The 26,135-nt window shown below is 48.6% G+C and carries 21 protein-coding genes; 8 read left to right on the plus strand and 13 right to left on the minus strand.

Annotated elements, in window-relative coordinates; translation table 11 throughout:
* The first annotated feature begins 3 nt into the window (after nucleotides 1–3).
* Nucleotides 4–798, plus strand: coding sequence for an enoyl-CoA hydratase/isomerase family protein (locus QWY27_RS08035; RefSeq protein WP_290196479.1), 795 nt, complete (start codon nucleotides 4–6; stop codon nucleotides 796–798).
* 8 nt (nucleotides 799–806) lie between these two features.
* Nucleotides 807–2,903: an acetate--CoA ligase family protein gene (locus QWY27_RS08040; protein ID WP_290196481.1), complete on the plus strand. Its 2,097-nt coding sequence runs from the start codon at nucleotides 807–809 to the stop codon at nucleotides 2,901–2,903.
* Here QWY27_RS08040 and QWY27_RS08045 read toward each other — a convergent pair.
* From QWY27_RS08045 to QWY27_RS08055, 3 genes are all read right to left on the minus strand, one after another.
* On the minus strand, nucleotides 2,890–3,834 hold the full coding sequence (locus QWY27_RS08045) for a CapA family protein (protein WP_290196483.1): 945 nt from the start codon (nucleotides 3,832–3,834) through the stop codon (nucleotides 2,890–2,892). The two genes, QWY27_RS08040 and QWY27_RS08045, sit on opposite strands and share 14 nt — an antisense overlap.
* Nucleotides 3,834–4,175, minus strand: coding sequence for a hypothetical protein (locus tag QWY27_RS08050; protein WP_290196485.1), 342 nt, complete (start codon nucleotides 4,173–4,175; stop codon nucleotides 3,834–3,836). The genes QWY27_RS08045 and QWY27_RS08050 overlap by 1 nt, the downstream gene beginning before the upstream one ends.
* A gap of 88 nt (nucleotides 4,176–4,263) precedes the next feature.
* Complete coding sequence (locus tag QWY27_RS08055) at nucleotides 4,264–5,133, minus strand: pirin family protein (protein ID WP_290196487.1); 870 nt, start codon at nucleotides 5,131–5,133, stop codon at nucleotides 4,264–4,266.
* 281 nt (nucleotides 5,134–5,414) lie between these two features.
* On the opposite strand from QWY27_RS08055, the gene QWY27_RS08060 reads away from it, so the two are divergent.
* From QWY27_RS08060 to QWY27_RS08070, 3 genes are read left to right on the plus strand one after another with little or no spacing between them, the layout of a single operon-like run.
* Nucleotides 5,415–7,628, plus strand: coding sequence for a glycosyl transferase family protein (locus QWY27_RS08060; protein WP_290196489.1), 2,214 nt, complete (start codon nucleotides 5,415–5,417; stop codon nucleotides 7,626–7,628).
* Between the two features lie 13 nt (nucleotides 7,629–7,641).
* The gene (locus tag QWY27_RS08065) at nucleotides 7,642–10,551 is read left to right on the plus strand and encodes an NfrA family protein (RefSeq protein ID WP_290196491.1); all 2,910 of its coding nucleotides are present in this window, start codon (nucleotides 7,642–7,644) and stop codon (nucleotides 10,549–10,551) included.
* Complete coding sequence (locus tag QWY27_RS08070; RefSeq protein ID WP_290196493.1) at nucleotides 10,548–11,444, plus strand: DUF4434 domain-containing protein; 897 nt, start codon at nucleotides 10,548–10,550, stop codon at nucleotides 11,442–11,444. Before QWY27_RS08065 ends, QWY27_RS08070 begins: the two co-directional genes overlap by 4 nt.
* On the opposite strand, the gene wecB is transcribed toward QWY27_RS08070, so the two are convergent.
* Both wecB and QWY27_RS08080 read right to left on the minus strand, forming a co-directional pair.
* Nucleotides 11,424–12,584 carry a non-hydrolyzing UDP-N-acetylglucosamine 2-epimerase gene (gene wecB, locus QWY27_RS08075; RefSeq protein ID WP_290196495.1) on the minus strand — a complete coding sequence of 387 codons (1,161 nt, stop codon included), beginning with the start codon at nucleotides 12,582–12,584 and terminating at the stop codon, nucleotides 11,424–11,426. The genes QWY27_RS08070 and wecB overlap by 21 nt on opposite strands.
* The gene (locus QWY27_RS08080; protein ID WP_290196496.1) at nucleotides 12,571–15,948 is read right to left on the minus strand and encodes an EAL domain-containing protein; all 3,378 of its coding nucleotides are present in this window, start codon (nucleotides 15,946–15,948) and stop codon (nucleotides 12,571–12,573) included. The genes wecB and QWY27_RS08080 overlap by 14 nt, the downstream gene beginning before the upstream one ends.
* A gap of 113 nt (nucleotides 15,949–16,061) precedes the next feature.
* On the opposite strand from QWY27_RS08080, the gene QWY27_RS08085 reads away from it, so the two are divergent.
* On the plus strand, nucleotides 16,062–16,730 hold the full coding sequence (locus QWY27_RS08085) for a cupin domain-containing protein (RefSeq protein WP_290196498.1): 669 nt from the start codon (nucleotides 16,062–16,064) through the stop codon (nucleotides 16,728–16,730).
* 3 nt (nucleotides 16,731–16,733) lie between these two features.
* Here the strand turns inward: QWY27_RS08085 and QWY27_RS08090 are convergent, their stop codons facing one another.
* From QWY27_RS08090 to QWY27_RS08115, 6 genes are all read right to left on the minus strand, one after another.
* On the minus strand, nucleotides 16,734–17,702 hold the full coding sequence (locus QWY27_RS08090; RefSeq protein WP_290196500.1) for a Bug family tripartite tricarboxylate transporter substrate binding protein: 969 nt from the start codon (nucleotides 17,700–17,702) through the stop codon (nucleotides 16,734–16,736).
* 48 nt (nucleotides 17,703–17,750) lie between these two features.
* Nucleotides 17,751–18,824, minus strand: a complete 1,074-nt coding sequence (locus QWY27_RS08095) for a calcium/sodium antiporter (RefSeq protein ID WP_290196503.1) — start codon at nucleotides 18,822–18,824, stop codon at nucleotides 17,751–17,753.
* 12 nt (nucleotides 18,825–18,836) lie between these two features.
* A complete protein-coding gene (pap, locus tag QWY27_RS08100) occupies nucleotides 18,837–20,321 on the minus strand; it encodes a polyphosphate:AMP phosphotransferase (RefSeq protein ID WP_353958768.1) in 1,485 nt (494 codons plus the stop codon).
* Between the two features lie 75 nt (nucleotides 20,322–20,396).
* Nucleotides 20,397–21,290, minus strand: coding sequence for a hypothetical protein (locus QWY27_RS08105; RefSeq protein WP_290196505.1), 894 nt, complete (start codon nucleotides 21,288–21,290; stop codon nucleotides 20,397–20,399).
* Between the two features lie 166 nt (nucleotides 21,291–21,456).
* Nucleotides 21,457–21,936 carry a hypothetical protein gene (locus tag QWY27_RS08110; RefSeq protein ID WP_290196507.1) on the minus strand — a complete coding sequence of 160 codons (480 nt, stop codon included), beginning with the start codon at nucleotides 21,934–21,936 and terminating at the stop codon, nucleotides 21,457–21,459.
* Nucleotides 21,937–22,042: 106 nt separating this feature from the next.
* A complete protein-coding gene (locus QWY27_RS08115) occupies nucleotides 22,043–23,761 on the minus strand; it encodes a cation:proton antiporter domain-containing protein (RefSeq protein WP_290196509.1) in 1,719 nt (572 codons plus the stop codon).
* Between the two features lie 150 nt (nucleotides 23,762–23,911).
* Here QWY27_RS08115 and QWY27_RS08120 point away from each other — a divergent pair, with 150 nt between their 5' ends.
* Both QWY27_RS08120 and QWY27_RS08125 read left to right on the plus strand, forming a co-directional pair.
* Nucleotides 23,912–24,499, plus strand: a complete 588-nt coding sequence (locus QWY27_RS08120) for a YqaA family protein (protein WP_290196511.1) — start codon at nucleotides 23,912–23,914, stop codon at nucleotides 24,497–24,499.
* A gap of 57 nt (nucleotides 24,500–24,556) precedes the next feature.
* Complete coding sequence (locus tag QWY27_RS08125; RefSeq protein WP_290196512.1) at nucleotides 24,557–24,931, plus strand: hypothetical protein; 375 nt, start codon at nucleotides 24,557–24,559, stop codon at nucleotides 24,929–24,931.
* On the opposite strand, the gene QWY27_RS08130 is transcribed toward QWY27_RS08125, so the two are convergent.
* Complete coding sequence (locus QWY27_RS08130) at nucleotides 24,900–25,805, minus strand: lysophospholipid acyltransferase family protein (protein ID WP_290196514.1); 906 nt, start codon at nucleotides 25,803–25,805, stop codon at nucleotides 24,900–24,902. The two genes, QWY27_RS08125 and QWY27_RS08130, sit on opposite strands and share 32 nt — an antisense overlap.
* Nucleotides 25,806–25,867: 62 nt before the next feature.
* Entirely contained in the window at nucleotides 25,868–26,110 is a 243-nt protein-coding gene (locus QWY27_RS08135) for a hypothetical protein (protein ID WP_290196516.1), read from the minus strand.
* Nucleotides 26,111–26,135 lie beyond the last annotated feature (25 nt).

Here is a 26,135-nt window from a genome sequence, read left to right on the forward strand (position 1 = left end):
AACATGAGTGAATTGATTGAATTGAGTGTCACGGACGGGATCGCTACGGTCTATTTGAATCGTCCTGAAAAACGTAACGCAATGAGCGATACGATGCGAGGCGAGTTTATTGAGGCTCTGGAGACGATTGCAACGGATCGAAATATTCGTGCGATGGTGCTGACAGGCAGAGGCAAAGGTTTTTGCGCGGGTGGTGATGTCGCCGGAATGGAAAAGCGCATGAAAGCACCCGCAGGCGAAGTCGCTTTCAACGGCTGGGCAAGACAGCAGCGTGTTCATCATACGCAGTCCTTGCTTTATACGATGCCCAAACCAACCATCGCCGCAGTCAATGGCGCGGCTTCCGGTCTAGGCGCTGATACGGCACTGGCATGTGATTTTGTAATGGTCAGTCCACATGCGAGCTTTACCTGGTCATACATCAATCGTGGCTTGATTCCTGATGGCGGTGGAATGTACTTCTTGCCGCGTCGGATCGGGTTACCAAAAGCCAAGGCCTTGATATTTAGCGGCCGTAAAGTCGAAGCGCAAGAAGCTCTGAGTCTTGGTATTGCCGATCAAATGAGCACCGAGGAAGGACTCGTGAGCGATGCGCAAGCATGGGCAAAGTCTCTGAGTCAAGGTTCGGCGACAGCGCTTGCCTTGGGTAAAACCATTCTCAATCAAACTTTTGAATTGAGTGCGCCCCAGGTATTTGCGCAAGGTAGTCAAGCTCAAGGCATTTGCTACACCAGCAGCGAACATCGCGAGGCCGTCATGGCCTTTCTTGAACGTACAGCGGCAGCCAAGAAGGCTTGAATCAAATAATGGATGCGATCAAACGACTTTTTCAGCCACGTAGTGTTGCGGTGATAGGCGCCTCAGCCGATCCGCGCAAAACAACCGGGCGGCCGATTACTTACTTGATGAAACATGGTTATGCCGGCAAGGTCTATCCGGTCAATCCCAAAGCTGACAAGATAGGCGAGCTTAAATGTTATGCAAGTATCGCTGATTTGCCAGAGGCTCCGGATGTCGCCATCGTATTACTAGGCGCGGCGCGTGCACATGAGGCGGTACGCGAGTTGGCTGAACGTGGCACAGCGGCCGCAATCGTGCTTGCCAGCGGTTTTGGAGAAACGGGAGAGGAGGGGGCTTCGCGTCAGGCTGCTCTGATGCACGCAACCGGAAAGATGCGGATCCTGGGTCCCAATACAATCGGTCTGGTCAACCTGACTGATCGCATCATACTTTCCGCTAGTGCTGCCCTTGAAATGAGTGGTCTTGAAGCGGGTACGGTCGGTCTTGTGTCACAGAGCGGCGGTATTCTTGGCTCGATATTATCGCGCGGTGCGGCACGCGGGATTGGATTTTCAAAGCTGATTTCGACAAGTAACGAAGTCGATCTTGAGCTGTCCGACTTTGTTGAGTATCTGGCCAATGATCCCGCCACGCGAGTGATCGCCTTGTATGTGGAAACCATCAGGCATCCGGAGCGTTTTCGTCGTGCCGTCGCACTTGCGCGTGCCGCGGGTAAGGCTGTGGTTGCGTACAAAGTCGGACGCTCGGAGGCCGGTGCACGCGCGGCAATTTCCCACACCGGTGCCATGGCAGGTTCTGACAGGATGTACGACGCATTCTTTGAACAGATTGGTGTAATACGTGCCGAGCAGTTCAATGACTTGCTTGATATTTGTTCGGCGTTGTCGACTCGTCGTGTTCTCAAGGGTAAACGAATCGCCGTGTTGACATCAACAGGCGGAGCCGGCACTCTGGTCGCGGATAGTCTGGGTGTCGCGAACTTAGAGACGCCCGCTCCTGATCCTGTGACGGCGCAAGCTTTGCGAGCGCTGCAAAAGGGCGATGAGGCGGCTCTGGATAGAAATCCGATCGATGTCACGCTCGCTGGCCTGGATCCTGTTTTATTACGCGCCATCATTCGTACCGTGTTGGCCAGCCAGTTGTACGATGCGTTGGTCGTGGTGGTAGGTTCGTCGAGTTTGGCAATGCCCGATTTGGTTGCGGATGCGATAAGAGACTGTTTGAGTGATTCTGACAAGCCCATTTTGGCGTATGTTAGTCCTCATGCACCGAATGTCGTGCAAGTGCTGGAAGCCAGAGGTGTCCCGGCTTTTCTGAATCCCGAGTCGTGTGCAGTTGCCTTCAAGGCGATGGAGTCTGTTACGCAGAAGCTCCCTGCATTCAAACCCTTGCTCAATCCACACGTTGAAGCATACATAGCAGATCGTGAAGGACCTTTAAACGAATTCGAAGCGGCACAGTTATTTAGCCGTTACGGAATTCCCTGTGCTCAAACCCTGGTTGTGCAGAGCGAACAAGAGGCTGTCACCGCTGCGAGAAATCTTAACGGTTCAGTTGTTCTAAAGGTGTTGTCTGCGGAGATTTTGCATAAGTCCGAAGCGGGTGGCGTGCGGTTGGGTTTAAGTGCGGAAACCATGCCACAGGCTTTCGCCAAGATGGCGAATGACGTTCGCAAGCACACAGGCATTGAAGCAAAAACATTTATTGTTCAACCGATGTTGCGCGCACCCGTCGAGCTCATTATCGGTATGCACAAAGATCCGCTGGGCACGGCACTGATGGTCGGCATGGGAGGCGTCACGGCCGAACTCATGAATGACAGCGTATTGTGCTTACTCCCACCCGGCATGGTGATCACCGAGGAGCAGGCCTTGAGTTTGCTTAAACAGCTGAAGTCCTGGCCTTTGCTTGATGGTTATCGCGGCAAACCTAAACTTGATGTGGATGCCGTCGTTCAGGCGATCGTGGGCTTTTCAACAATGATCGCCAGCGTCGGGCATCGGATTCTTGAGGCCGAAATCAATCCATTACTTGTCATGGAGACTGGACAGTCAGCCGTTGCGGCTGATGCAGTCGTGGTGCTGGCGCCTAAGGAAGCTTGATCTGTCCGTTGTTTCTGGGGATCCCATTCTTATCGAGCTTGGCTTCAAATATTTTCCATGAAATATTTGAGTGAGGCTCGATGCTCATTTCAACGGCCCATCCGGTGTTGGTGTCCTCCGTATCAAAGCTATCGAATACAAAATTACCCAGACTATAAAAAATTATTTTGCCTTTATAGATCTCGATATTTTGTGTGACATGAGGATGACCCCCAATCACCGCATCCGCACCACTATCAATCATCAAGTGCGCCAGAGCGATCTGATTGGCCGAGGCGAATTTTTCATTTTCCCAGCCCCAATGAGGATACGTAATCACAATGTCTGCCTTGTGAACCTTGCGTGCACGCTCAATTCCCGCCCGCACATAGTCGTCCTCGCCCCAGGCACTGCCTGCCCGGTCTTCTAATGCTTCAAAGCTGCGTGGAAAAAACAGGTTATAGGCCAGTAGCGCGATGCGCTTGCCTTTTACATCGAAGATGATCGGTTCATACGCGGCACGCAAGTTTTTGCCACCACCAAAATATCGAATGCCTGCCGAATCGAGTAGATCCAGCATGGAAGAAAAGGCTTCGGGGCCATAGTCTCCGCTATGATTGTTTGCCAGAGACAAGGCGCTGAAGTGCTTATTGAGGAGGGGAAGAACACGCGGATGCGCTCTCAAGACAAAAGGCTTGTCTTCTTTGATGCCAGTCGTACCTACAACGGATTCGAGGTTACCGATCGTGAGATCGGCCGAACGAAACAGCGGGGAGAAAGCCGCAAAGGGGTCCTTGCCCTCTTCAATAAACTTGCCCGGTAGATCGTCCAGCATAATATCGCCGACAAACACAATTTTGATGGTTTCGTTGCGAGCTTGCACAGACTCGCCCACTCCGAGTTGCATGAGGAGCGAAAGCAGCAAGACAAAAAAGTATCTAAGTATGGGCATTATTGGTCGCAAGTTTTCTTGCAATGAAAAAATAACTCTCGTTCATCTGCACTGTCATATATCCGCTGTTTACCAAAGTCTTGCATGCACGCTGGAGAAGTCAAATTGAACTCTTGAAGCGAGATCAGGACGTATCGATCTTTTGGTGTGTGATAAATGTACGCTTTAAATTTATTCAACTCAGATAGATACTGTCCCGCAAAACGAAAGCCACCCGGGAGATCAATCAGACGACGTTCAAAAATGTCGTTTTTAGGAGGAATGGTCAGAGTATGCTTTGTGTCATTCACATCAAAGGCGCACTCTATGCGTACAGCAAACGCACCAGTACTTACAATCATGAGGATCAGTAAAATCATCCGCGTGAACCATTTCCTCAAACTGAAAGGCAAGTCGTAAATATATTCAAAGCGTGATGCGTTCATGAGGCTATGACTGATCCACGATTTGGCCAAACTTACCTTGCTGAAAGTCTTGTATCGCTTGCACGATTTCTGCCCGGGTATTCATCACGAACGGGCCGTGGCCGACAATGCTTTCGTTGAGCGGTTCGCCAGACAGTAAAAGTACAACGGAGTCTTCTAAAATATCCGCGACAAGAGCGGTACCTTCGCGCTCCATCACGGCTAATTCAGCTGACCCAACGGTCTGGTTGCTGATTGCAAGCTTTCCATTAAGCACAAAAAGGGCGATGGTATGATCCGCTGGAAGAGTCACTGAAAGTGTTCTGCCAGCTTTAAGACGGAGATCCCAGACATTCATGGGTGTAAAGGTGGCTGCAGCGCCCTTCGCTTCTTGATAGGCGCCAGCGATGATTCGCGCACTTCCGGCATTGGCAGGCAGATCCACTGTCGGAATTTGATCGGCAAGAATGCCCTGATAGCGAGGTCGGGTCATCTTGTATTTAGCGGGCAAGTTGACCCACAGTTGGATCATTTCGAATGGACCGCCTTGGCGAGCAAACTCTTCACTGTGGAACTCTTCGTGTATCAGACCCGAGGCGGCCGTCATCCACTGCACATCTCCGGGGCCAATTGTTCCGCCACCACCCGATGAATCGCGGTGCGATACACCGCCTTGGTAAACAATCGTCACCGTCTCGAAGCCGCGGTGGGGATGCTGACCGACGCCAAGCTTTTTTTGAGTCGGGGGGAAATTGACTGGACCCGCATAGTCCATCATCAAAAATGGGGAGATTTTCTCGGCAATGTCAGTATAGGAAAAAATACTTTTTACGGGAAAACCATCGCCCACCCAGTGACTGCCATTGCTGCGCTTGATAAAAGAGAGGTTTTTCATGATCAATATCATATCCTTCATTGCCCAGTATTCATAAAATGAGAGCAATTTTCTCGATTAACAGAGTCATGATTAGTATGAAAAGCATCATCCTTTCATAATAAATACTAGTCATATTTAGGTATTTAAATATCTCGATAGAATTTTCCAGCATGATCGAGGGGGATTAATCATTGTTACCACGATGTAGGTAAGATATCTACACAAAGCGCACAAATAACTTTAGTTTTTTAAAAATGCCTCACTATCTAACATGACAGAACTAAGACGGAAGGCATATTATGTTTTGGGTTGATTACTTCGCCCTGTATCTATACGCCTTAAAGTTTATTGTCATCGTCGTGGCGGTTTTCATTACTATCAGCGGCTTCGATGATCTGCTAGTCGATCTGGTTTATTGGGTTAGATGGCTTTGGCGCAAACTCACAGTCTACAAACGCCATACTCGCGCAGATCAGGCATTACTGTTAGCCGTCCCTGAAAAGCCGTTGGCAATCATGATTCCCGCATGGCATGAAACAGGTGTCATTGGCTCAATGGCCGATGCTGCGGCACGCACCTTGGATTATGAAAATTACCATATCTTTGTCGGAACATATCCAAATGATCCTGACACCCAACGAGATGTTGATGAAGTATGCGCGATGTTTCCAAATGTGCACAAGGTCGTTTGTGCCCGTCCCGGTCCCACCAGCAAAGCGGATTGTTTAAATAATGTTCTCGATGCCATCATGCAGTTTGAAAAACGCGCGAACCTCAAGTTCGCGGGTTTTATTCTCCATGATGCCGAGGATGTTGTTTCTCCGATGGAGTTGCGACTCTTCAATTATTTAGTCGATCGTAAAGACCTGATTCAGGTGCCCGTCTATCCGTTTGAAAGAAAATGGTACGACTTTGTCGGCATGCACTATATCGATGAGTTTACCGAACTGCATGCAAAAGACGTCCCGCTCAGGGAGGCAGTTGTCGGGCAGGTGCCCAGCGCCGGTGTGGGAACCTGTTTTAGTCGGCGTGCAATTGAAACCCTGCTGGTGGACGGAGATGGCATTGCCTTCGATACGCAAAGCTTGACTGAAGATTATGACATTGGCTTCAGATTGAAAGAGCATGGTCTCGAGGAAATTTTCGTCAGGTTTCCGGTACCGGATCAATCAAAAAGCATATGGGAAAAAACGCGAATATTCGGTCAAAGTTTTAGAGAATCCAATGTTATTTGCGTGAGAGAATTTTTTCCGAACAAGATTGAGACCGCTGTTCGGCAGAAATCCCGTTGGATTATTGGAATCGTCTTTCAGGGATATGTGACGCACGGCTGGACGAGTAACTGGCGACTGAATTATTTCCTTTGGCGCGATCGCAAGGGCGTTTTTACTAATTTTTTTAGTTTTGCCGCAAACTTGATTTTGTTCCAGTTGATCCTTGTCTGGTTGTACGAATCCTTTTGGCCAGATGCCTATCGCTTTCTATCTATTTTCGAAGAAAGTGACTTGCTGGTGATTTTGTTATGGATCAACGTATTGTTGATGACGAATCGGATATTACAAAGAACATTTTTCGTCACGCAATACTACGGTCTCTTTCAGGGGTTATTGTCTTTGCCCAGGATGTTGCTGGGTAATTTCATCAATTTTCTCGCGAACTGGCGGGCAATTAAACAAGTGATTCAGCAGGGTAATCCCAGGCGTGTGGCATGGGATAAGACCACGCATGATTTTCCGTCGCTAGGCGAAATTTCTCGTGCGCGAAGAATGATTGGTCTGATTTTGGTCAATCAGGGAAGTTTGACCGAGACAGAGCTCAAAGCGGCGTTGCTCAACAAGCCCGAAGGCATGCGACTTGGAACCTGGCTGGTTCACAGCGGTCAGATCAGTCCTAAGCAACTCGCGCAAGGACTGGCTGAGCAAGCTAAAGTCGAATCCGCAACGATTGATGCATACAGTCTTTCTCCCGCGCTGCTCTCAATCGTGCCGGCGCAGGTTGCCTTGCACTACGCTGTCTTGCCAATAAAAAAAGAAGGTAATCGTCTCACAGTGGCATCGGAGTCCTCACTGAGTCCGATCGCGTTATCCGCTCTGCGTCGAAAACTAGGCATGGACATCATCTATGTGATTGCGCAGATTGGACAGGTTACGGTAGGTTTGCGTCATTGTTACGCACGATATCGTTTGTTTGATCCAATGGATACTCTTAATGCTGCAATTGCCTTTGGGCGTATACAGGAAAGTGAGCGAGAGGCTGTATGGATTTATTATGTCTCCAGGCAGGTCATGCTAGGTGAGGTACTCCAAACACTGGGTCGTATCGATACGGCCGCATTTTCCGCGGTCTTGTTGCAGCATGCAAGCTCAACCTTACCGCTTGGTGAGTATCTTGTCGAACATGACATCATCAGTCAGGAGACACTCGACCACGCGATTACTGTGCAAAAAAGTATTCAGCCGACTATTGAAGAAGTCATTGCTCGGTTTGAAATAAAAAATGAGTCCCTGAAATGAAGATCTCTCTTAAATGAAATTTTCAAGCGCACTTCAATCTCTGCGTGCATGGATAATCAACGGGTTCTTGTTGAGTACTGTAGTGTTGCCATTTTCAGCCTTTGCGCAAACCGAGTGGTCACAGGGATTGAGCGCGCGTCAGCGGTTCCTTGTCTTTCCCCATGTTGATGCAGGTTTCCGTGCGCTGAATCAAAAAAGATACGACACGGCACTCAAGGAGTTTCAACGTGCAGCCGCTTTGGCGCCAGATAGCATCCCCATCGTGGAGTATCTTGCGCAAAGCTATGCCGACTCTGGATCACCTGAAAAGGCAGTCGCTGTGATTGATGCTCAGCTCAAGCGCACGCCTGATGCCAAAAGCTTGCAGCAGATGGAAAAGGTGTTTTCACAACGCATCACAGATCATGTGTTGAAACAAGCTGAGTCGCTTAAAGATAATCCTGTCAAACTCAGGAGTTATTTATTAGCAAATCGTCCTGACTTTGAATCTGCATACGCTGAGTCAGTTTGGATAAATCTCTTGGCCGAGGCATCAACGCCAAAAGAGAATGTATTGCAATCCTATACGATTAAGTTTGCTCAAAATAAACCTTTGAAACAGCGTCTGTCCGTCATGATGTTGACGCGTTCCGGTGCCCCCGCTCAGGCGGACCGACTGATCGATCAGTTTGCACCCGAAGATGTGAGCGCCATCTCTCAAGTTGATGGATTGAGTTATGAGCTCCTTAGCCAGGGGCATCCCGATCAAGCGCTCAGGGTCTTGATCAAGGCATATCCGTTCAAAAGTGCATCGACTGTCGAGCGACATCAGCTCGTGACCCGAATGATTATTGCCGACTCGCGCGCAAAGGACCGTTCGCAAATGCAGACTTTTCTCGCGGATCAGAAAAATCATATTGCTTCAGCTGCTCAAGAACGTGAGTGGCTGAGTCTTGCAAGTGCGACCGCGAGTCAGGGTTTAAAAACATTTGCGGCGTATGCCTTGCGAGATCCCAGAAATGCCAGCCTCCTTGAGGCGGAGGTACAGAGAAGGCTTGAGAGTGGGGAGGTGCTCCCTAAAGATATTAATTGGGATCAGACCGTAGCCCAATTGGGTCAGGCAGGCGATCCTCTCTTGGACACATTGACTTTTCGCTTGGTTGAGTCCGGCTCTTATGCCTCGGCCTGGCATCTCCTGATGACGCGTTATCCCTTCAATGGGATGAATGCTTCTTTACGTGAAAAATTAGTCACGCGCATGGATGTTATCGCTGCACGTGTGCCCAGCCTGTTGGCGGATAGTGCGAAAGCCCGCTTATCCGCTCCGCTAGACAATTCTCGTCTACGTGGATTGCAGGCTTCCATGCTCAGGCAGATTGGTGATTGTGATGGTGTTCGCCAGGTCCTAGGCGACCTGTCTGCTCAATACAGTGCGGCCGATTGGACGATGCTCGGGGAATGTTATCAATCACAACAACGTTCGGGACTGGCGCAGTATGCTTTTGAGGAGGCGCTCAAAAGGCATCCTACGGCTGAACTTGAACGAGCCCTTGCCTATGTGGCCTATCAAAATAAAAATACTGCGCTTGCCGTTGAGTCATGGAAAGAAGCTATCAAGCTCGGTCCACTTACAACAGAGAACTGGCTAGCCGCCACGATTACTGCATTGTCGGCAGATGAAAATGATCTAGCTGCTCAGTGGCTTTCTCAGTACGAGCAGGCCCAAGGTAAGCAGACATCAGAGTATTGGGCTGTCAAAGCCCGCGTTGTCAGTAAAGTCAATATTCATGAAGCAATCGAAGCGATGCAGAAGTCGCTCAAGCTTTCGCCTGTCGAGGGTAATTTTGTTCAATTGGCGGGCTGGCAGAGACAAGCAGGTGATCAAAATGGTGCGATTGATTCACTCAAAGCAGCCATTGCACTCCAGCCTAAAGATGGCGCCGCGCGAGCTGATCTGGGTTTTCTTGAATACTCCGAAGGAGATTTGCCTGCCGCGCAGAAAGAAATGGAAGCTGCGCTAAAGCTAAGGCCCGAAGATATGCGTGTGACAGAACAGCTAGCGTATATCGATCAACGGCTTGGTGAAAATGAGCAAGCTAAACACTATATAAAGGTTTCTGTTGATCATTTAATGCGCTATCCACCGCAAGAGCAAACCCCTGAACGAACTGAAAGTCTGTACGCATTACGACGCATGCACGAAGACTTGTCTAGGCGCTGGACATTGAGCGTTGACGGGATGAGTAGTACCTCGCCTGCTGCTTCCGTGCAGTCGCCTGTTCCCGGGCAAGAATTTAAAAGTTATTCGCAAATAGAATTTGATTACAGACTCGGAGATCCAGCTGTCAAAGACGGTAAGACTGTATCTATTTATGGCAGGGTATTCGGTGGGAGTGGTCCACAAAATTCAGCTCTTCCAATCTACGCACCGATGTTGGGTGTGGGCTTGAGATGGAAGCCATTTTCTGATTATGTCTTTTATCTTGCGGCGGAAAAACAAATCCCGCTTGATCAAGGAACAAGCGCGCCTGCAAATACGATGTTACGAATGAGCGCTTCTTTTTTAAACACCGGTGCGTACAGTGATGATTGGCATCCTGCCGGCCCAGGCTGGTTTTCACAAAATTTGTATTTGGATTCGGCCTATTATCTGAGTAATCAAGCTTATGCCCTGACCGCGGACTATCGCTTTGGCTACCATCACAAGCTGGTAGAGGGGCAAACCATCGAGCCTTATACCCGCTTTCTAGCGACTAAAATCAGTGGCGAGAACTCCCCGGACATCAGAGTCGGTGCGGGGGTGCGCTGGAATATTTGGGCGAATCAATCCCGCTACAGTGCGTATGCGAGCCGATACTATGTCGGGCTGGAACTCCAGGGCGCAATCAAGACGTATCAAAATGATCGTGTGGCAGCTCTACTGACGATGGGAGTGCGCTGGTGAAAACTTTCCTATTACGGTGGTTCGCAGGCGTGGTCCTATTAGGTGCGATTGCCTTGAATGCTCATGCCTTGACAGGCATGATTTATCAGCCACAGCTGCGCGACATGAAAGTGCCCGAGGCATTTTGGGCAACAAAATTTAGCGATCTGCGTCAGCGCGGTTTTGATACCTTGATCATCCAGTGGACGCGTTATGGTGATGCTTTTTCAACAGGTGTTGAAAAGAACTGGCTGACTGCGCGATTACAAGATGCCGCCAAGGCGGATCTCAAGCTTGTCATCGGGCTGTATGCCGATCCCGATTCTTTTGCCTCCCTGGATATGCCCACGGACTTGTTGGAGACGTATTTTCTCAAGATGCATGAAACCCATCTTCAGTTGGCCCGGGATTGGTTGAAAACTTTGCCTGCTCAGAGCATTATTGGCTGGTATTTGCCTACAGAAATTGACGATCGCAGATGGCGAGACAATAGCGACCTGACTGTTCTGAACAAACAACTTGCCCGCGATGTGACCGGGCTCAATAGTCTTGGCGATTTACCTGTTTACATCACTGCTTTTTTCAAGGGTCACACCGAGGCAAATGAATACAAGGCTATGTTGAGCGTGATTCAGCGTTCGACCGCTTTGAGAATCTGGGTACAAGATGGTGTGGGGACTCGGAGTCTCTTGCCGACTGAAACCTCGTTATATATCAATAAATTGACTGAGTGCAGTGATACGCCGATCGCTGGGTTGGTCTTTGAAATATTTCGTCAAGTCGGTCCTGATTCGAATTTTAAAGCTGAACCTTTGACGGGACGCACCTTAGAGAAAGCTTTGTCGCAACGATCACCCTGCAGGGGAGATTCTGTATTTTTCTCTTTGCGCTATCTATTTAACTTCGGAAACTGACCACGACACCATCAGGTCCGCAATTCGGTTGGCGGCATGACCGTCACCATACGGGTTATGAGCCTCTGACATTTTTCGATAATAGGCGGGCTCATCGATCAGGCGCGTACAGGCCCGAACGATGTGGTCGACATCTGTACCCACGAGCTCGACGGTACCCGCTTCCACTGCTTCAGGACGTTCAGTTGTTTGACGCATGACGAGAACAGGTTTACCAAGGCTGGGTGCCTCTTCCTGGATACCGCCACTATCGGTCAGTACAAAATAACAGTGACTCAGGAGAAGTGAAAAGGGCTCATATTGAAGCGGATCGAGCAAGTGAACATTGGACAAATTGCCCAGCCTAGATAAGACAGGCTCTCGCACGTTTGGATTGAGATGAACAGGGTAGACGATATGCACATCAGGATAGCGTTGCGCTAAGTTTCTAACCGCATCACAAATCTGAATAAAACCGGAACCAAAGTTCTCACGACGATGGCCGGTCATTAAAATAAAACGCTGATCTTGCCACTTGAAAGGTAAAAGATGATTCAGTAATTGTTTTATCTTCTGCCCATGGCCTTGGTCTGCTCCGAGTCTGTCCAAGGTCCAGAGCAAGGCATCAATCACCGTGTTGCCCGTGACATGGATGGACTCAGGTGCCACCCCCTCATCAAGCAGGTTTTTTTCACTATTTACCGTTGGCGCAAAGTGCCAGCGGGCAACTTTACTAATGACCTGTCTGTTGAACTCCTCTGGAAACGGAGAGTGAATGTCGTGTGTGCGCAGACCTGCTTCAACATGACCAACGGGAATGCCGGTATAGAACGCGGCCATGGCTGCCGCGAGCGCGGTGGTGGTATCGCCGTGTACCAGCACGGCATCGGGTTTGACGTTGCGAAAGCTGTCGCGAAGACCAACAAGCGCCCGGCTCGTGATATCCGCAAGATCCTGATTCGCCTGCATCAGATTCAGATCGATCGCAGGAGTGATGTCGAATAAATCGAGGACCTGATCCAGCATCTGTCTGTGTTGGGCTGTCACACATACAGTTGTCTTGATCTCGGACCGTGATTGCAACGCTTTGACAACGGGGGCCATTTTAATCGCCTCTGGCCGCGTGCCAAAAACAATAAAAATGTTTTTAACTTGGCTCATGAGACATCTCGGCTCGAAGGAGTTTCTCAAAGTCTTGAGATACGAGAGGCTTACTAAACCAGTATCCCTGAATCTCATCACACCCAAGTTCATGTAAGAGCTTCGCTTGCTCTTGACTTTCTACACCCTCAGCAATCGTTGTCATTTGTAAACTATGAGCCATGTGAATGATGGCGTTTACAATAGCCTGGTCACTGGTATTCGTCGCAAGATCTTTCACGAAAGACTGATCAATTTTAAGGCGGTCGATGGCATAGCGTTTAAGATAGCTCAAAGAGGAATAGCCTGTTCCAAAATCGTCTAGTGCTACAGCAAAACCCGCCGCATGCAGTTGATGAATAATCAATCCTGCCTGATCCGCATTTTTGAGTGCAACGGCTTCCGTGATTTCAATTTCGATGCGGTGGGTGGAGACTTCGACTGAAGACATGACTTTCATCAGTTCTTCAACAAAGCCAGGTCGGGCAAACTGAATCGCCGAGACATTTACAGCGACAAATATTTTTTCCAAGCCTATAAGATCCCAGGCGCGCAATTGACGTGCCACTTGTTCTATTACCCAGAGTCCAATTGGCACGATCAGACCTGTTTGTTCAGCAATCGGGATAAATTCAGCGGGTGAAATCAGACCAAACTTTGGATGTTGCCAACGTAACAGCACTTCGGCACCGATGATTTTTTGATCTGAGAGTCTCTTCTGGGGCTGATAGACCAAGAAGAGTTCTCCGCGATCTTGTGCGTCTTTCAAACTCACGGCAAGCTCTAGAGAGCGTTGTGTATGCTCTTGCAAATCGGACGAGAAAAATCTGAGATTATTACGTCCATCCTGTTTGGCGCGATACATTGCGATTTCAGCTGCAGAGGCTAGTGGACCCGCAGCTTTAGCATCGTCTGGATAGATCGCAATGCCCGCAGAAGCTGAAAGAGAAAGTTTCTGATTATCAATTAGTAACGGAGACTGGATCTTGTTTAATAATTCTCTGACCTTCAGGGCGATGAGAGACTGTTTTTCCGTTGGAATAATCGCCACAAAGGTATCGCCTCCATGACGGGCGACTGTCGCGCCGACACCCAAGCTGTGCACGATTCGATTCGCCATTTCAATGAGCAACTCATCACCGACGGAGTGACCGAGACTTTCATTGATGGTTTTAAAGTTGTCAAGATTCAGCCATAACAAGGTCAAGGAGCTTTCCGTCTGAGCAGCGTGATCCAACGCTGCATTCAGGTGATCCTGAAAAGACTTCCTATTATGTAAACCAGTCAGCGAATCAAATTCGGATAGGTCGCGAATACGTTTTTCAGCAACCTTGTGCTGCGTAACATCTATCTTGTGCGCGACATAGTGCGTGAGTTTTCCAAAACGATCACTTATCGGATAAACCGAAACCAGTTCAACAAAGTGCTGCCCATTTTTTTTGCGATTGATAAACTCGCCTTGCCATGACTGCCCTTGCGTCAATCGTTTCCAGAGCGCTTCATAGAGTGTGGGATCTGTTTCACCAGACTGCAATATTTTTGGATTTTTACCGATCGCTTCCTGAGGGCTATAGCCACTGGCCTCACTGAATGCTCGATTTACATACTGAATACGCGCCGAAGTGTCAGTCATGACAATCGCGTGAGGACTTTGTTCGAGCGCTTCTGATAACTGATTGATCACAGCGTCTTTACGTATTTGCTTGAGCATACTCCAGAGCGTGGCAGACATCACTTGGAGTGCTTTTGCTTCCTGCTCTGTGAAGTGTTCCGCCTTGTCTGCGATACCCACGACTAACTGGACTCGATTACCCTCCATAACTGGCAGGGCGAGTAGATTTTTTATCCCGGACGGATTGATGGGTATACCCGCTGTATCCCCGCTTTTCAAATCGGTATTAATTAATATGATCTGTTTCAGACGCACTGCATCTGCCCAGCGTCCTAGCTGGGCCAAATCAAGATCGACGGCGTCGTGAGCGTGTGTGCAGGGATGGATGCCGTTGTTTGAGCATGCCAGAAACTGAAGGGATTGCTGATCATCTCGAACGGCATATACAAAGGCGATAGAGCTGTGAGTCAGACTTTTTGAGTAGGCGAGCCATCGTTCGAGAAAGTCTGACTCTTGTTCAAGTGACTCCCGCTCTTGAAGCTCTAGGAGTGCGGAATTGAGACTGGATTGAAAGGTAAGATGGTTTTCATTTTCAACTGTTTCTGTTATGTCACGCGACAATACAAGAAAGGTGTGATCTGTATCTCCATCAGCCGGAGGTTTTTTACTGACTGATAATTCAAAGTGCTTATGGCCGTCTGGTACTTTAAGTGAAATACGATGTCCACGGCTGGTGTTGTTTCGATCGGCTTCGGCAAGTGCTTCATAACTTACTGCAGCGGCCTCGACCGGCAGCACTTCGTCCAAACGCTTACCAATCAACTCAGAGGTTGGCGCAGCGAGCTTGCTTTCAGTCCGTGCATGGACCGACTGATACACACCATCGCGATTCACTTCAAACAACAGATCAGGCAAAGTATCCAATGTCGCAATGTATTTTGCCTCTGAACGTTGAAGTGATTGGTATGGCTGCCGGATCGTTTCTAAAAACAAAGCACGATAGACAAACCCAAACGCGATAATCTTGTACAGATGACCGGCGACGTTATATATGTCAGTCACATTGGCATATAACGTAAAGAAAAACTCGCTCATCGCCATCGTAAACGAGGCCATTGCAAGCAGGGAGTCGCCGGACTCTTGCTTTTTCCACCAGCGTTTTAAAAATCCGTAGCCAGCAATTAAGTACAGCGCGATGAGTCCATATTCAAAATTGATTTTGAATGGAGTGAGACCCTGACCATCGATATAGGTGCGCGGAATAGAGGATGGATAGACGATCAGAACGAAATGCACGCATCCAACTAATAACAAAATGATGGACAGTCCCCAATACTCGGACTGTCGACCGATAAAGTTCGCGACACGTGACGGCCAAAAAGCCACCCAGACAAAAGCCAAGCCAGCGAGTAGTCTTGCGGCCAACCAAAAATTTATAGCCTTTTCTGGCCCACTCGGCGTAATGAGGTTGGGCATGCCGGCATAAGACAAGGCATGCGTGAGATCGAACAGCGCGACCCCAAGAAACCCAAGGCCTAGAATCAGTGCGCGTCCATTTGGCTGAAATCGATGCGTTGCCCAGGAAACTCCGAACACCATTGCAGCGATGGCGATGGCAACAACTTCCATGATTGTGTGCAGCGGCACATAACTTGACAGCCCGCGCGCCGCATCAGGAGCAGGAAATAACCAAACGCTCACTAAGCCAATGAATAAAACAGCCAGACCAACGACGATGTTGTTTAAATCTTTGCGTCGTATTGATTGAATCATTCGTCTCGTTGCAGTGTATAAAGTTTATTGGAAATCATGGTCATGATTGGTCTGATGTTACGCTTGAGTCCATAGCCTGTCCAATAATTTACCTTAGCCTGATTTAAATAAAAATGAACATCAACTCGGACTTCAGTTTAAAGGTTGTGATTCACTCCGGGGATCTTGCCTGGCAGGACTCGCCCGTAAAGGGTGTGCAAAGAAAACCTCTGGATCGTATTGGTGATGAGGTTGCAAGAGCCACTACGATTGTTCGATATGCGGCAGGTGCTTCTTTTTCGCCGCATGTCCATGGTGGTGGAGAGGAAATACTTGTTCTGGATGGGGTATTTTCCGATGAGTCCGGTGATTATCCAACTGGTACTTATCTACGTAATCCACCCAGTAGCTCCCACACCCCAAAATCTGAGGAGGGTTGTACTTTATTTGTAAAACTCAGACAGTTTCATCCGCTCGATCAAACGACTATCAGGGTTGATACTTCAAAAGCACCTTGGTATCCAGGCATGGTACCCGGATTATCAGTTATGCCTTTGCACGAGTTTGATGGCGTTGGAACAGCCTTGGTTCGTTGGGCGCCTAATACGATTTTTAATCCCCATGTTCACCCGGGCGGAGAGGAAATACTGGTGTTACAGGGTGTGTTTCATGATGAGCACGGTACCTATCCCGCCGGGTCCTGGATCAGGAGCCCCCGATACAGTAAACACGCACCCTTTACAAAGGAAGAGGGTGCGTTGATTTACGTTAAAACGGGACACCTGGCCTATCCACTGAGCTAGGATTTACTCCATTTGTAGCTTGGCGGCTTCAACAATTTTTCTCCAGCTCTCGCGCTCCTTGTCCATAAAGGCGCCAAACTCAGCTGGCGTGTTGCCGCCTGGGATACCGCCCATTTCAGCAAAGCGTTTTTGGATCTCGGGAGTGGCCAACACTTTTTTGGTGGCTTGCTGGATTTTATTGATGATATCGGGAGGTGTGCCAGCGGGAGCGACAAAGCCGAACCATGCTGTCACAACCATATCCTGAATGCCAGCCTCTGCCATGGTCGGAACGTCCGGCAGCTGAGGGGAGCGTTCTGCACCTGTGACAGCTAAAGCTCTAAACTGACCCGAGCGAATAAAACCAATGGAACTGGGCAGATTATCAATAGCAAACGTCACCTGACCACCAAGCAGTGCAGCGACCGCAGGTCCCATCCCCTTGAAAGGCACATGCGTCAGATTAAGACCAGTACGCTGAGCAAACATTTCTGCTGACATGTGGGGAGACTGACCCGTGCCAGAAGAGGCAAAAGAGTAATTCCCTTTTGGATCCTTCTTGATCGCGTCGACAAGTTCTTTGACCGTTTTATAAGGCGACTTGCTGTTGACGACAAGCACGTTTGGCACTGAAATCACCAGGGTGATCGGACTGAAGTCGGTATGTTTATATGGCAGCTTTTTGTACAGGCTGTAGTTGATACCGTTCGGACCGATGTTACCGAAACCAATGGTGTAGCCATCTGGCGGAGCCTGAATCAGTGCTTGTGAGCCAATGATGCCTGCTGCACCGGCACGATTTTCAACAACTACAGTTGTACCGAGTTCAGCGCCAATTTTCTCGCTCAGCAATCGAGCGGTAATGTCGGTTGTTCCTCCAGGAGCAGCCGGTACGATCAGTTTGATTGGCTTGTCTGGCCAGGCGGCATGAGCCACGGGGGTCATAGCGAGGGCGAAGAGGCTCACCAACCCGGCTTTGAATAAAGATTTCATGCATTGTCTCCTAGATCAATAATTTTAGTATTTCAATCTTAGTTGAAATCAGGATCGCTGATCAGGTTTTCGGATCATCACAACGACCAGAGTAATCACCGTGATGGGTACGACGAAACTCATCATGACGGAAGAAAAAACCGGGATTGCGTCATGTTCTTTAGATGCCAGGATTAAATAAGCGACATATGCGATGTAGTAGGCAATGAAAACGACACCCTCCCATCTTGCGATCTCACGGCCCGTCATGAAAACTGGAATACATGCGAAGCAAACAGCTAGCATCACCCAGAGATCAAAGTTCAGAACCGAAGCGGGGACAAGCAAACCCTCTGGAGAGACCAAGCCTGTGACACCTAGGCAGCCAAGAATATTAAAAGTATTACTGCCAACAACGTTCCCCACGGCGATATCGCGTTCACCCTTGATCGCTGCCATGACAGAGGTCGCTACCTCTGGCATGGAGGTGCCGGCGGCGACGATCGTTAAACCAATGACGATATCGCTCACGCCCATAATCTTGGCAAAGATGATAGCCGAGTCGACCAGCCATTCGGAGCCTTGGACCAAAAAAAATAGACCAACCAGAATCAGAAGGATTTGTACGTAAATGGGGGCATCCCATTTCGATTTTTTGTCATGTTCCTGAGCGTATTCATCTTGAATTTCTTTGTTTTCTTTGCGCGACTGGACAATTAAAAAAACCGTATAGGCGATGAGGGCCCCCAGAAGCATCAGCGACTCTGCAAATGCGATGCGTTCATCAAGGGTTAAGACAAATAACAACAGACAAGAGCCAATTAGAATGGGTATTTCTTGCCGGATGATTTGTGCGTGGACGACTAAAGGCGTGATGAGGGCAGATAAGCCGAGAATAAAAAGTATATTAAAAATATTACTGCCCACCACGTTGCCGACAGCCAGGTCAGAAGTTCCTGATAACGCGGCATTAACCGAAACAGCAAGCTCTGGAGCGCTTGTGCCGAATGCAACAACGGTCAAGCCCACAACCAGGGGTGAGACACCCAACGTCGTCGCGAGCCTACCTGCCCCTCGAACGAGGAGTTCTGCGCCTAAGACCAGTGCAATTAAGCCAATTAAAAACATGAGCACTGTCATCATGCACCTCACATATCAAGTTTTAGATGATTTTTCGAGAGCCTGGGTAATGCGTCTAATAACCTCTAGACGCGCGTAACGCTTGTCATTGGCGGATATTACATGCCAAGAGGCATGTGGGGTATCTGTTTTGGCAAACATCTCTTCCGCAGCCTTTGCATAGGACGCCCATTGGCGGCGGTTACGCCAGTCTTCTGGGGTAATTTTGAAATTTTTATAGGGTGAATGCTCACGTGCCCGAAAGCGCTTGAGTTGCTCTTCGGGCGTGATGGCTAGCCAGAATTTCAATACAACCGCTCCGCGTTTAACGAGCTGGTGTTCAAATTGATTGATTTCGCGATAGGCGCGCTGCCATGCTGGTCGTGTAGCATAGCCTTCGATGCGTTCGACCAAAACGCGGCCATACCATGAGCGATCAAATATCGTGATTCGCCCACGTCTGGGAACACTTCTCCAAAAACGCCAGAGGTAGGGTCGATCCATTTCAAAGGGTCTGGGTGCTGCCACCGAAACTGTTCGATATTGTCGCGCATCCAATGCGTGCGTCACGCGCCGAATGGCACCGCCTTTGCCTGCCGCATCTTGACCTTCAAAAACGAGAACTAGGGATTGCTTTTTAAAATCTTTGCCTCGAACAGCGATGGCGAGACGGTTTTGCCAGTGCGTCAGTTCTTGTTCGTATAACTCTTTATCTACGCTGGCTTCATAGTCCAGACGCAACAATCGATGGTGTGTCTTGATAGGTTTGGGGGAGGCTGCAGGGTCATGAGGTGGTGGTACCTTGAGATGTCGAACTTTGAATGCATCCAGAACAGCTTGGGCAGTTCTGAGGGTGCGCACGTTTTTATCCGCACTTGGAATAATGATCCATGGCGCATGTGCGGAATCCGTTGCTTCGATGATGCGCTGACCAATTTGCCTGACTCGATCAAAATGTTTGAAAACATTCTTGTCATTTTTGCCAACTTGCCAGGCTGTAGACGGATTGGACAACAATTGTGCCGTTCGCGTTCGTTGTGCGTCTCGAGAAAGATGAAACCATAGTTTGATTACTTGCACATCATTGGCAACGAGAGTGTTTTCAAAATTACGCACGTCGCTGATCATGCTCTCGATAAAGTCCGAGTATGGATTTTTTTTGCCTACCTCTTTAAATAAAGGCAAGTATCCAGCGCCAAACATGATGCCAACAGAGCCTTTGGGTGGCAAGCCCAACCAGAGTCGTCTGAAAGGGGGGTAGGCTTTCTCTTCTGGAGTGGGCTCGGCGAAAGCAACGGTTCGAACGTGTCTAGGGTCAAGCCATTCGTTCAGTAAATTGATCGTTTCACCTTTTCCAGCACCATCGATGCCAGCCACAACAATCACCAGGGCACGATCTTTTAACTTTAGATGTCGATACTGTTCGTTCAGTAACTGAATGCGAAGAGGTTCTTCGAAACGGGCAAACTCGTCATCCGTTAGCTTCGGGTCGCGTTCCGCTTCATCAAACATGCTGCTCATGAGGACTCCTCAGGATGGCGTAGCTTTTTAAAGGTAAATATTTAGGTAGAGGCAAACGACCCTATTGCAGCAATATCAAAAATGAATCATTTTCTTCATCATATCGCCGAGAACAATCATTCGCCCAATCACAGCATAGGTAAAGTGGTCAATGCTATGGAGAATAGCCTTGACCGAGTCTGACTTTAGTGCCTGGTGATCAAAGCTGGCAGGCGTCCATTGGTTCACAATCAATCCTGCGTGCTCATGCATGGCGATCGCTTCTCGTGTTAGCAATCCTTGGCGTTCCAATGGTTCAACCGAGACCCAAAAGGCGGCAAGAAAAGACGGCCAATAAGATAAATGCCGGTACAGGCTTGGTTCCGCAGGACTCGGTATTGGAGAACCGAAGGAATTTAATATTTTCACAAGCTCTACAACCGGCGAGGTGAGCGCACCAGAAGCGGGTAGTGGACGAGCCGGATTGATCAAAATCTCGCCCTGTGTCGTTCTGTGCTCAAGCGGATTGATCTGCTTGGGCTTACCTTCCTGCTTGGCGATGTTTATCGATAATTCGTGATTGTGAGCTGAGATACTGTAGTGTAGATAGGACAAGATGAGTAGCGCTCGGGAATTTGCGTGGCCATAGTCCTCCAGTAGAGAAATTATTTCTTGTCTGTCTGTGAGACTCAGACCAAGGGACTCTTGGACGCAATGTGGCCAGGGAGTCATTTCATTTTTGAGTGCTGATCGCTCGCGTAGCGATCGAGCCGCCTCATTCATGGTGACGCTTGAGTAGAGAGGCTTGGCCAGCGTCCAAGTCAAACTAAGCCCATCAGGAATCGTAGCCAAGTGCCTCCAGATTAAATTCACGAAGGGTACTTGCAGCGTTTGTTTGATGTCTTCAAACATTGCCTGGACAGACGGAGTCGCATCTTGTTCTGAGACAGTAGGTATAGACGCTAGATGATATCCTGATTGCACGTTCATATTTCATTCCAAGATGAGTATCACATCCCCTATCGTACGCTATTGAGTTCGTCTGTACGAGACAGGAAGCTGCTGCCTCGTACAGACGAAAAAAAACCACTCATTGATGAATGAGTGGTTCATCCAAGTTTGAGGAAGGTCGGTTGATTTGGAACGATAGAGGAATTTAATCCACTAACTCGATGACATGCACGTAAGCACCCGATGCGTTGCGGGTTGTTGAAACCTGGCCTCTCGCACCAATAAATTTACCAGTGCCACCCGTAATGGCGCGAAGCTGGGGCGCATTATCTTTTATCTCACCAAGATATGCACCATAGACTGATTTACCATTTACTACTAATGAATCGCTGTTACCAAAATCTAAAGCGATCGTACCAATCCTGTCCAGCGCGACATCTTGTCCGCCCGTTGGAAGAGAAACGAGCGTGAGCAATCCGTACATCCTACCTTTTTTGCCATCTTGTGTTTCGAATGGTGCTTCAAAGGCGAGCACGTCACCGATAGACATCCCAGTCGTGCCAACATCGACATGCTGAATATCAGGTTTATTTTGAGTAATTGTGAATGTTTGTTTGGCTTCAACAGTTGAAGCAAGCGCGAACGATAAACATCCTAGCGCAGCGATAACGGGAATTATTTTCATATTGAATCTCTTGAAAATAGATCAGTGAAAGGAAAGGCTATAAATAGTAAGACGCCCTCATGTGCGCATCATCAACTATTTAGCGATTGTCGTTATTCGTCGTTATTCAAGTTGACCTGTTAGGGTTGACTCCGAATTTTTCCATCACAAATTCAGTCATGCCTGTTGATAACTCTCGCTCTGCTAAGAAGACTTTCCCAAGCTTATCAGCCTCTAATAATTGTGCTTCTTCTTCGTTGTGCGCGGTGAGGACGACACCGATGGCGGGATTCAGGGTGCGTGCAATTTCCACCATTTTTCTGACATCCAGCGTATCGGATGTCGCAACCACAAGCAAAGCAGCGCGTGCAATGTGAGCTTGCACCAAAACTTCGGGAGTCGTTGCATCACCACTGACAGCAGAGATCCCCTCGCTGCGCAACATTTCAACGACTTCTCTATTTTCATCCGCAACTACGTATGAGATGTTGTTTTGACGGAGCTCCGCAGCAATGCGCTGTCCAACGCGGCCATAACCAACAAGAACAACCTGTCCTGTGAGCAAGGCCTGAGGCGTGGACGTTGGGAGCGTCGTTAAGGGGTCGTGTCTAAACTCGAGCTTTCTTGCGAAAGATGATTTTTTAAGGAGCCAGGCGTGCAAAGGGTTAATCGCACTAAATAAGGCTGAATTCAAGGCAATAGATATCAATGCTGCTGCCAAAATAAGACTTTGTCCTTCCTGAGGTAAAAGATTGAGTGATATGGCGAGCCCTGCCAGGATGAAAGAAAACTCACCGATTTGAGCCAGGCTCGCTCCGACTGTGAGTGCTGTATTAAGAGAGTATCGAAATAGCAAAACGATCCCTATCGCAGCGAGCGTTTTACCTACAACGATAGTCAACACAACAAGTAATAGTTTGACGGGTTGTGTCCAGATCACGCTTGGTTCAAAAAGCATGCCGACTGAAACGAAAAATAAAACGGCAAAAGCATCCCTCAATGGTAGAGACTCTTCGGCAGCACGGTGACTGAACTCGGACTCACGCATCATCATGCCTGCGAAAAAAGCGCCAAGTGCAAAAGAAACATCAAAAAGTTTCGCTGCGCCAAATGCAACGCCAAGCGCGCAGGCCAGCACGGTCAGGGTAAAGAGTTCGCGTGAACCCAGTCGTGCAACCATCCACAGCACACGCGGTAATAGCCGCCTACCAACAATCAACATCAACGCAATAAACGCGGAAACCTTGGCTAGTGTCCAACCAACAGCCATCCATAGGTCTTGCGTACTTTCTGTAGCTGTTGAATCGCCCTCCTGCAGGGCCATGATACTGGCGATAGATGGCAACAGCACTAATACCAATATCATGACGAGATCCTCGACAATCAGCCAGCCGACCGCAATTTGACCTGTCGCCGACTTCAAGATGCCTTTGGTCTCTAGAGCCCTTAATAAAACCACCGTGCTTGCGACCGAAAGACAAAGCCCGAATAAAGTAGCCTCGAGTAATTCCCAGTCCCATATGGATGCTATGGAGGCGCCTAAAAGAACCGCCACGCCAATCTGCACAATTGCACCGGGGATGGCAATACGTTTAACCGCCATCAAGTCTGCAAGCGAAAAATGTAGTCCAACACCAAACATCAGCAGCATCACGCCGATTTCAGCTAATTGCATGGCCAGACTCATATCGGCAACAAAGCCTGGTGTTGTCGGGCCAATCAAAATACCTGCAACGAGATAGCCAACCAGCGGTGGCATTTTTAAGCGGGCTGCTAAAAACCCGAAGATCATTGCCAAGCCAAAGCCCGCGGCAATCGTGGCGATCAAATTCACGTCGTGTGGCATCAGGTAATCCCTAAGTCACTATTTTTAAAAATTAAATCATATGGCCCATTAAGCGTATCAGTTAATTTGCCATAAAATCGATATTATTTTCATCAGCATGCGCTCCTGGCTTTTGCCAATACGGCGGTGTTTGTATAACGAGGCCGAATTTTGAAGCTTTTTTCAATGCTTTATGCGCGCGTGATGCAATGGGCACGCCATCGTCATGCCCCTTGGTATTTGGGGTGCATGAGCTTCGCAGAGTCATCCTTTTTTCCAATTCCTCCTGATGTCATGCTCGCACCGATGTGTTTGGCCAATCCCCACAAAGCGTGGCGCCTGGCATGGCTGACGACTATTACGTCTGTCTTGGGCGGGGTGTTGGGTTATGCGATTGGTATGTTAGCGTTCGATGCGATTGCCCCTTGGCTTCAGGAACAGCCGCGCTACTGGAGTAGCTATCAAACTGCATTGGAATGGTTCGGGACCTGGGGAGTATTGGCGGTGTTCATCGCAGGGTTTTCTCCGATACCTTATAAAGTTTTCACGATTGCGGCAGGCGTGTTGTCCATGGCCTTGATTCCTTTTATCTTGGCATCGATTCTGGGCCGCGGTGCGCGCTTCTTTTTAGTGGCGGGTTTGATGCGCTGGGGCGGTGCGCGCATGGAGGCGCAGTTGCATGTCTATGTCGACAGGCTTGGCTGGGCGACGGTAGGCCTGGTTGTGGTGGGTGCTGCCATCTATACGCTTTTATATTGACGATTGAGATAGATGCGAAATTTTCGTGTCTTTTACTTCATTAGAGAGCGAGCTTACGTGAATATCAAACTAAATAGAGATGAGTTGCTCAATCTAGCAAAGTCCTCAAAGATTACTGAAGCTTGCTCCGAATGCTCATCACTGTCTTGTCCCGGCTGGATATCTGTACCGGGATATTTTGATCTGAGTAAACTAAAAATTTTGGGTACTCTCAAGACTGAACACGCTGATGAATGCTGGGATGAGTTCCACCCGGAGGGAACGAATCTCTGGTCTGAACGTGCCCCGATTTCTATCGTTCATTATCCCTACAGTCGTTCTGATGTTCGGGAGTGCGTCCACTGTAAGAAAAAATTTTTGCACTACACAGAATATGGTGGTTACTACCTCGACGAGCGCATCAGAGAGTTGGATTCGACGTTGATTGTTTAGTGCTATCTTGCGAGGGTTTATTGCGCGGTGTACGGTATCTGTTGTAGCCCCACAGGTATTGCGTGGGCATGAGCCGAATCATGTCTTCCATAGCGCGATTCAATTGGGCTGCTGCGATTTCAACATCCTCGGATAAAGGCTCCTTCAGCGCATGATATCTAACTGTATACCCTTTACCGATTCCGTTGCGCTGCGCCGCCATCACGTAAATCGGTGCACCTGTCAGACTTTGCAATCTTTGAACTAAAGTAGTTGTGTACGCAGGTTTGCCAAAGAATGGTGCCCAAACTCCTTCGCCTGCCACTGGAACTTGATCCGGCAGAATGCCGATCGACTGACCCCGTTTAAGAGCTTTGAGTAAGCTTCTCACACCTGTATGGTTGGCGGGTGCCATCGTCAGATTTTTTCTAGTTCTGGTTTGAATAATCCAGTCTTGCAACCATTTCATTCTGGGCGGACGAAAAAGTACAGTGGCTGGGAATCTGCTTGTGTAGATTGCTCCAAGCGATTCGAAGTTGCCTGCGTGTGGACCAAGCAATATCAAGCCTTTGCCTTGAGCAAGCACCTCTTTTATTTCATCCCATCCATCGCACTGCACTTGATTTAATAATTTGGCATCATTTTGTCGAAAGTGCCAGTAGGGCATTTCGAAAAACAACTGACCGACATTAATGAGCGAGGCGCGTAGTATTGTTGGCGAAGCATCAGGCATCGCGATCGCTAAGTTTTTAGCTGCACGCTTTTTATAGCTACCCGGCAATATCCAGACTAACCAGCCCGCCCCATAGCCAAGAATTTGAAGGACTGTTAGTGGAAGACAGGCTAATAATTTGAATAAGGCTGTAACAAATAAAGGCCCGATTTTGTTGAACATGGATTCATTCTTTATTTAGGACGCGGGCTTTAGATGAAATCAAAATTTAAATGAAAGCGTGATTATTGAGCGATTTCAGAAAACCAACCAATGACTCGTTTCGCCTCAACAATAGCATCTTCTGCGCAGGAATAGAATCTAGGTTGGCTATCAAGCATCAGAAACCAACCGCTGATGTCCTCTGGTTCTCGCCGCCACTCTTGAAATCGGTAATTTTGCTCAGCAACCTGGATGATATCCACGCAGCGATTCTTTTCATGATTATCAAAGCTGTGAGTGACGAAGATTTCGTTAGCATGTGCCATGTGGATTCTGAGTCGGTTCGAGTAC

The sequence above is a fragment of the Zwartia vadi genome (genome assembly GCF_030410375.1).
In the GTDB taxonomy this organism is placed as follows: Bacteria; Pseudomonadota; Gammaproteobacteria; order Burkholderiales; family Burkholderiaceae_B; genus Zwartia; species Zwartia vadi.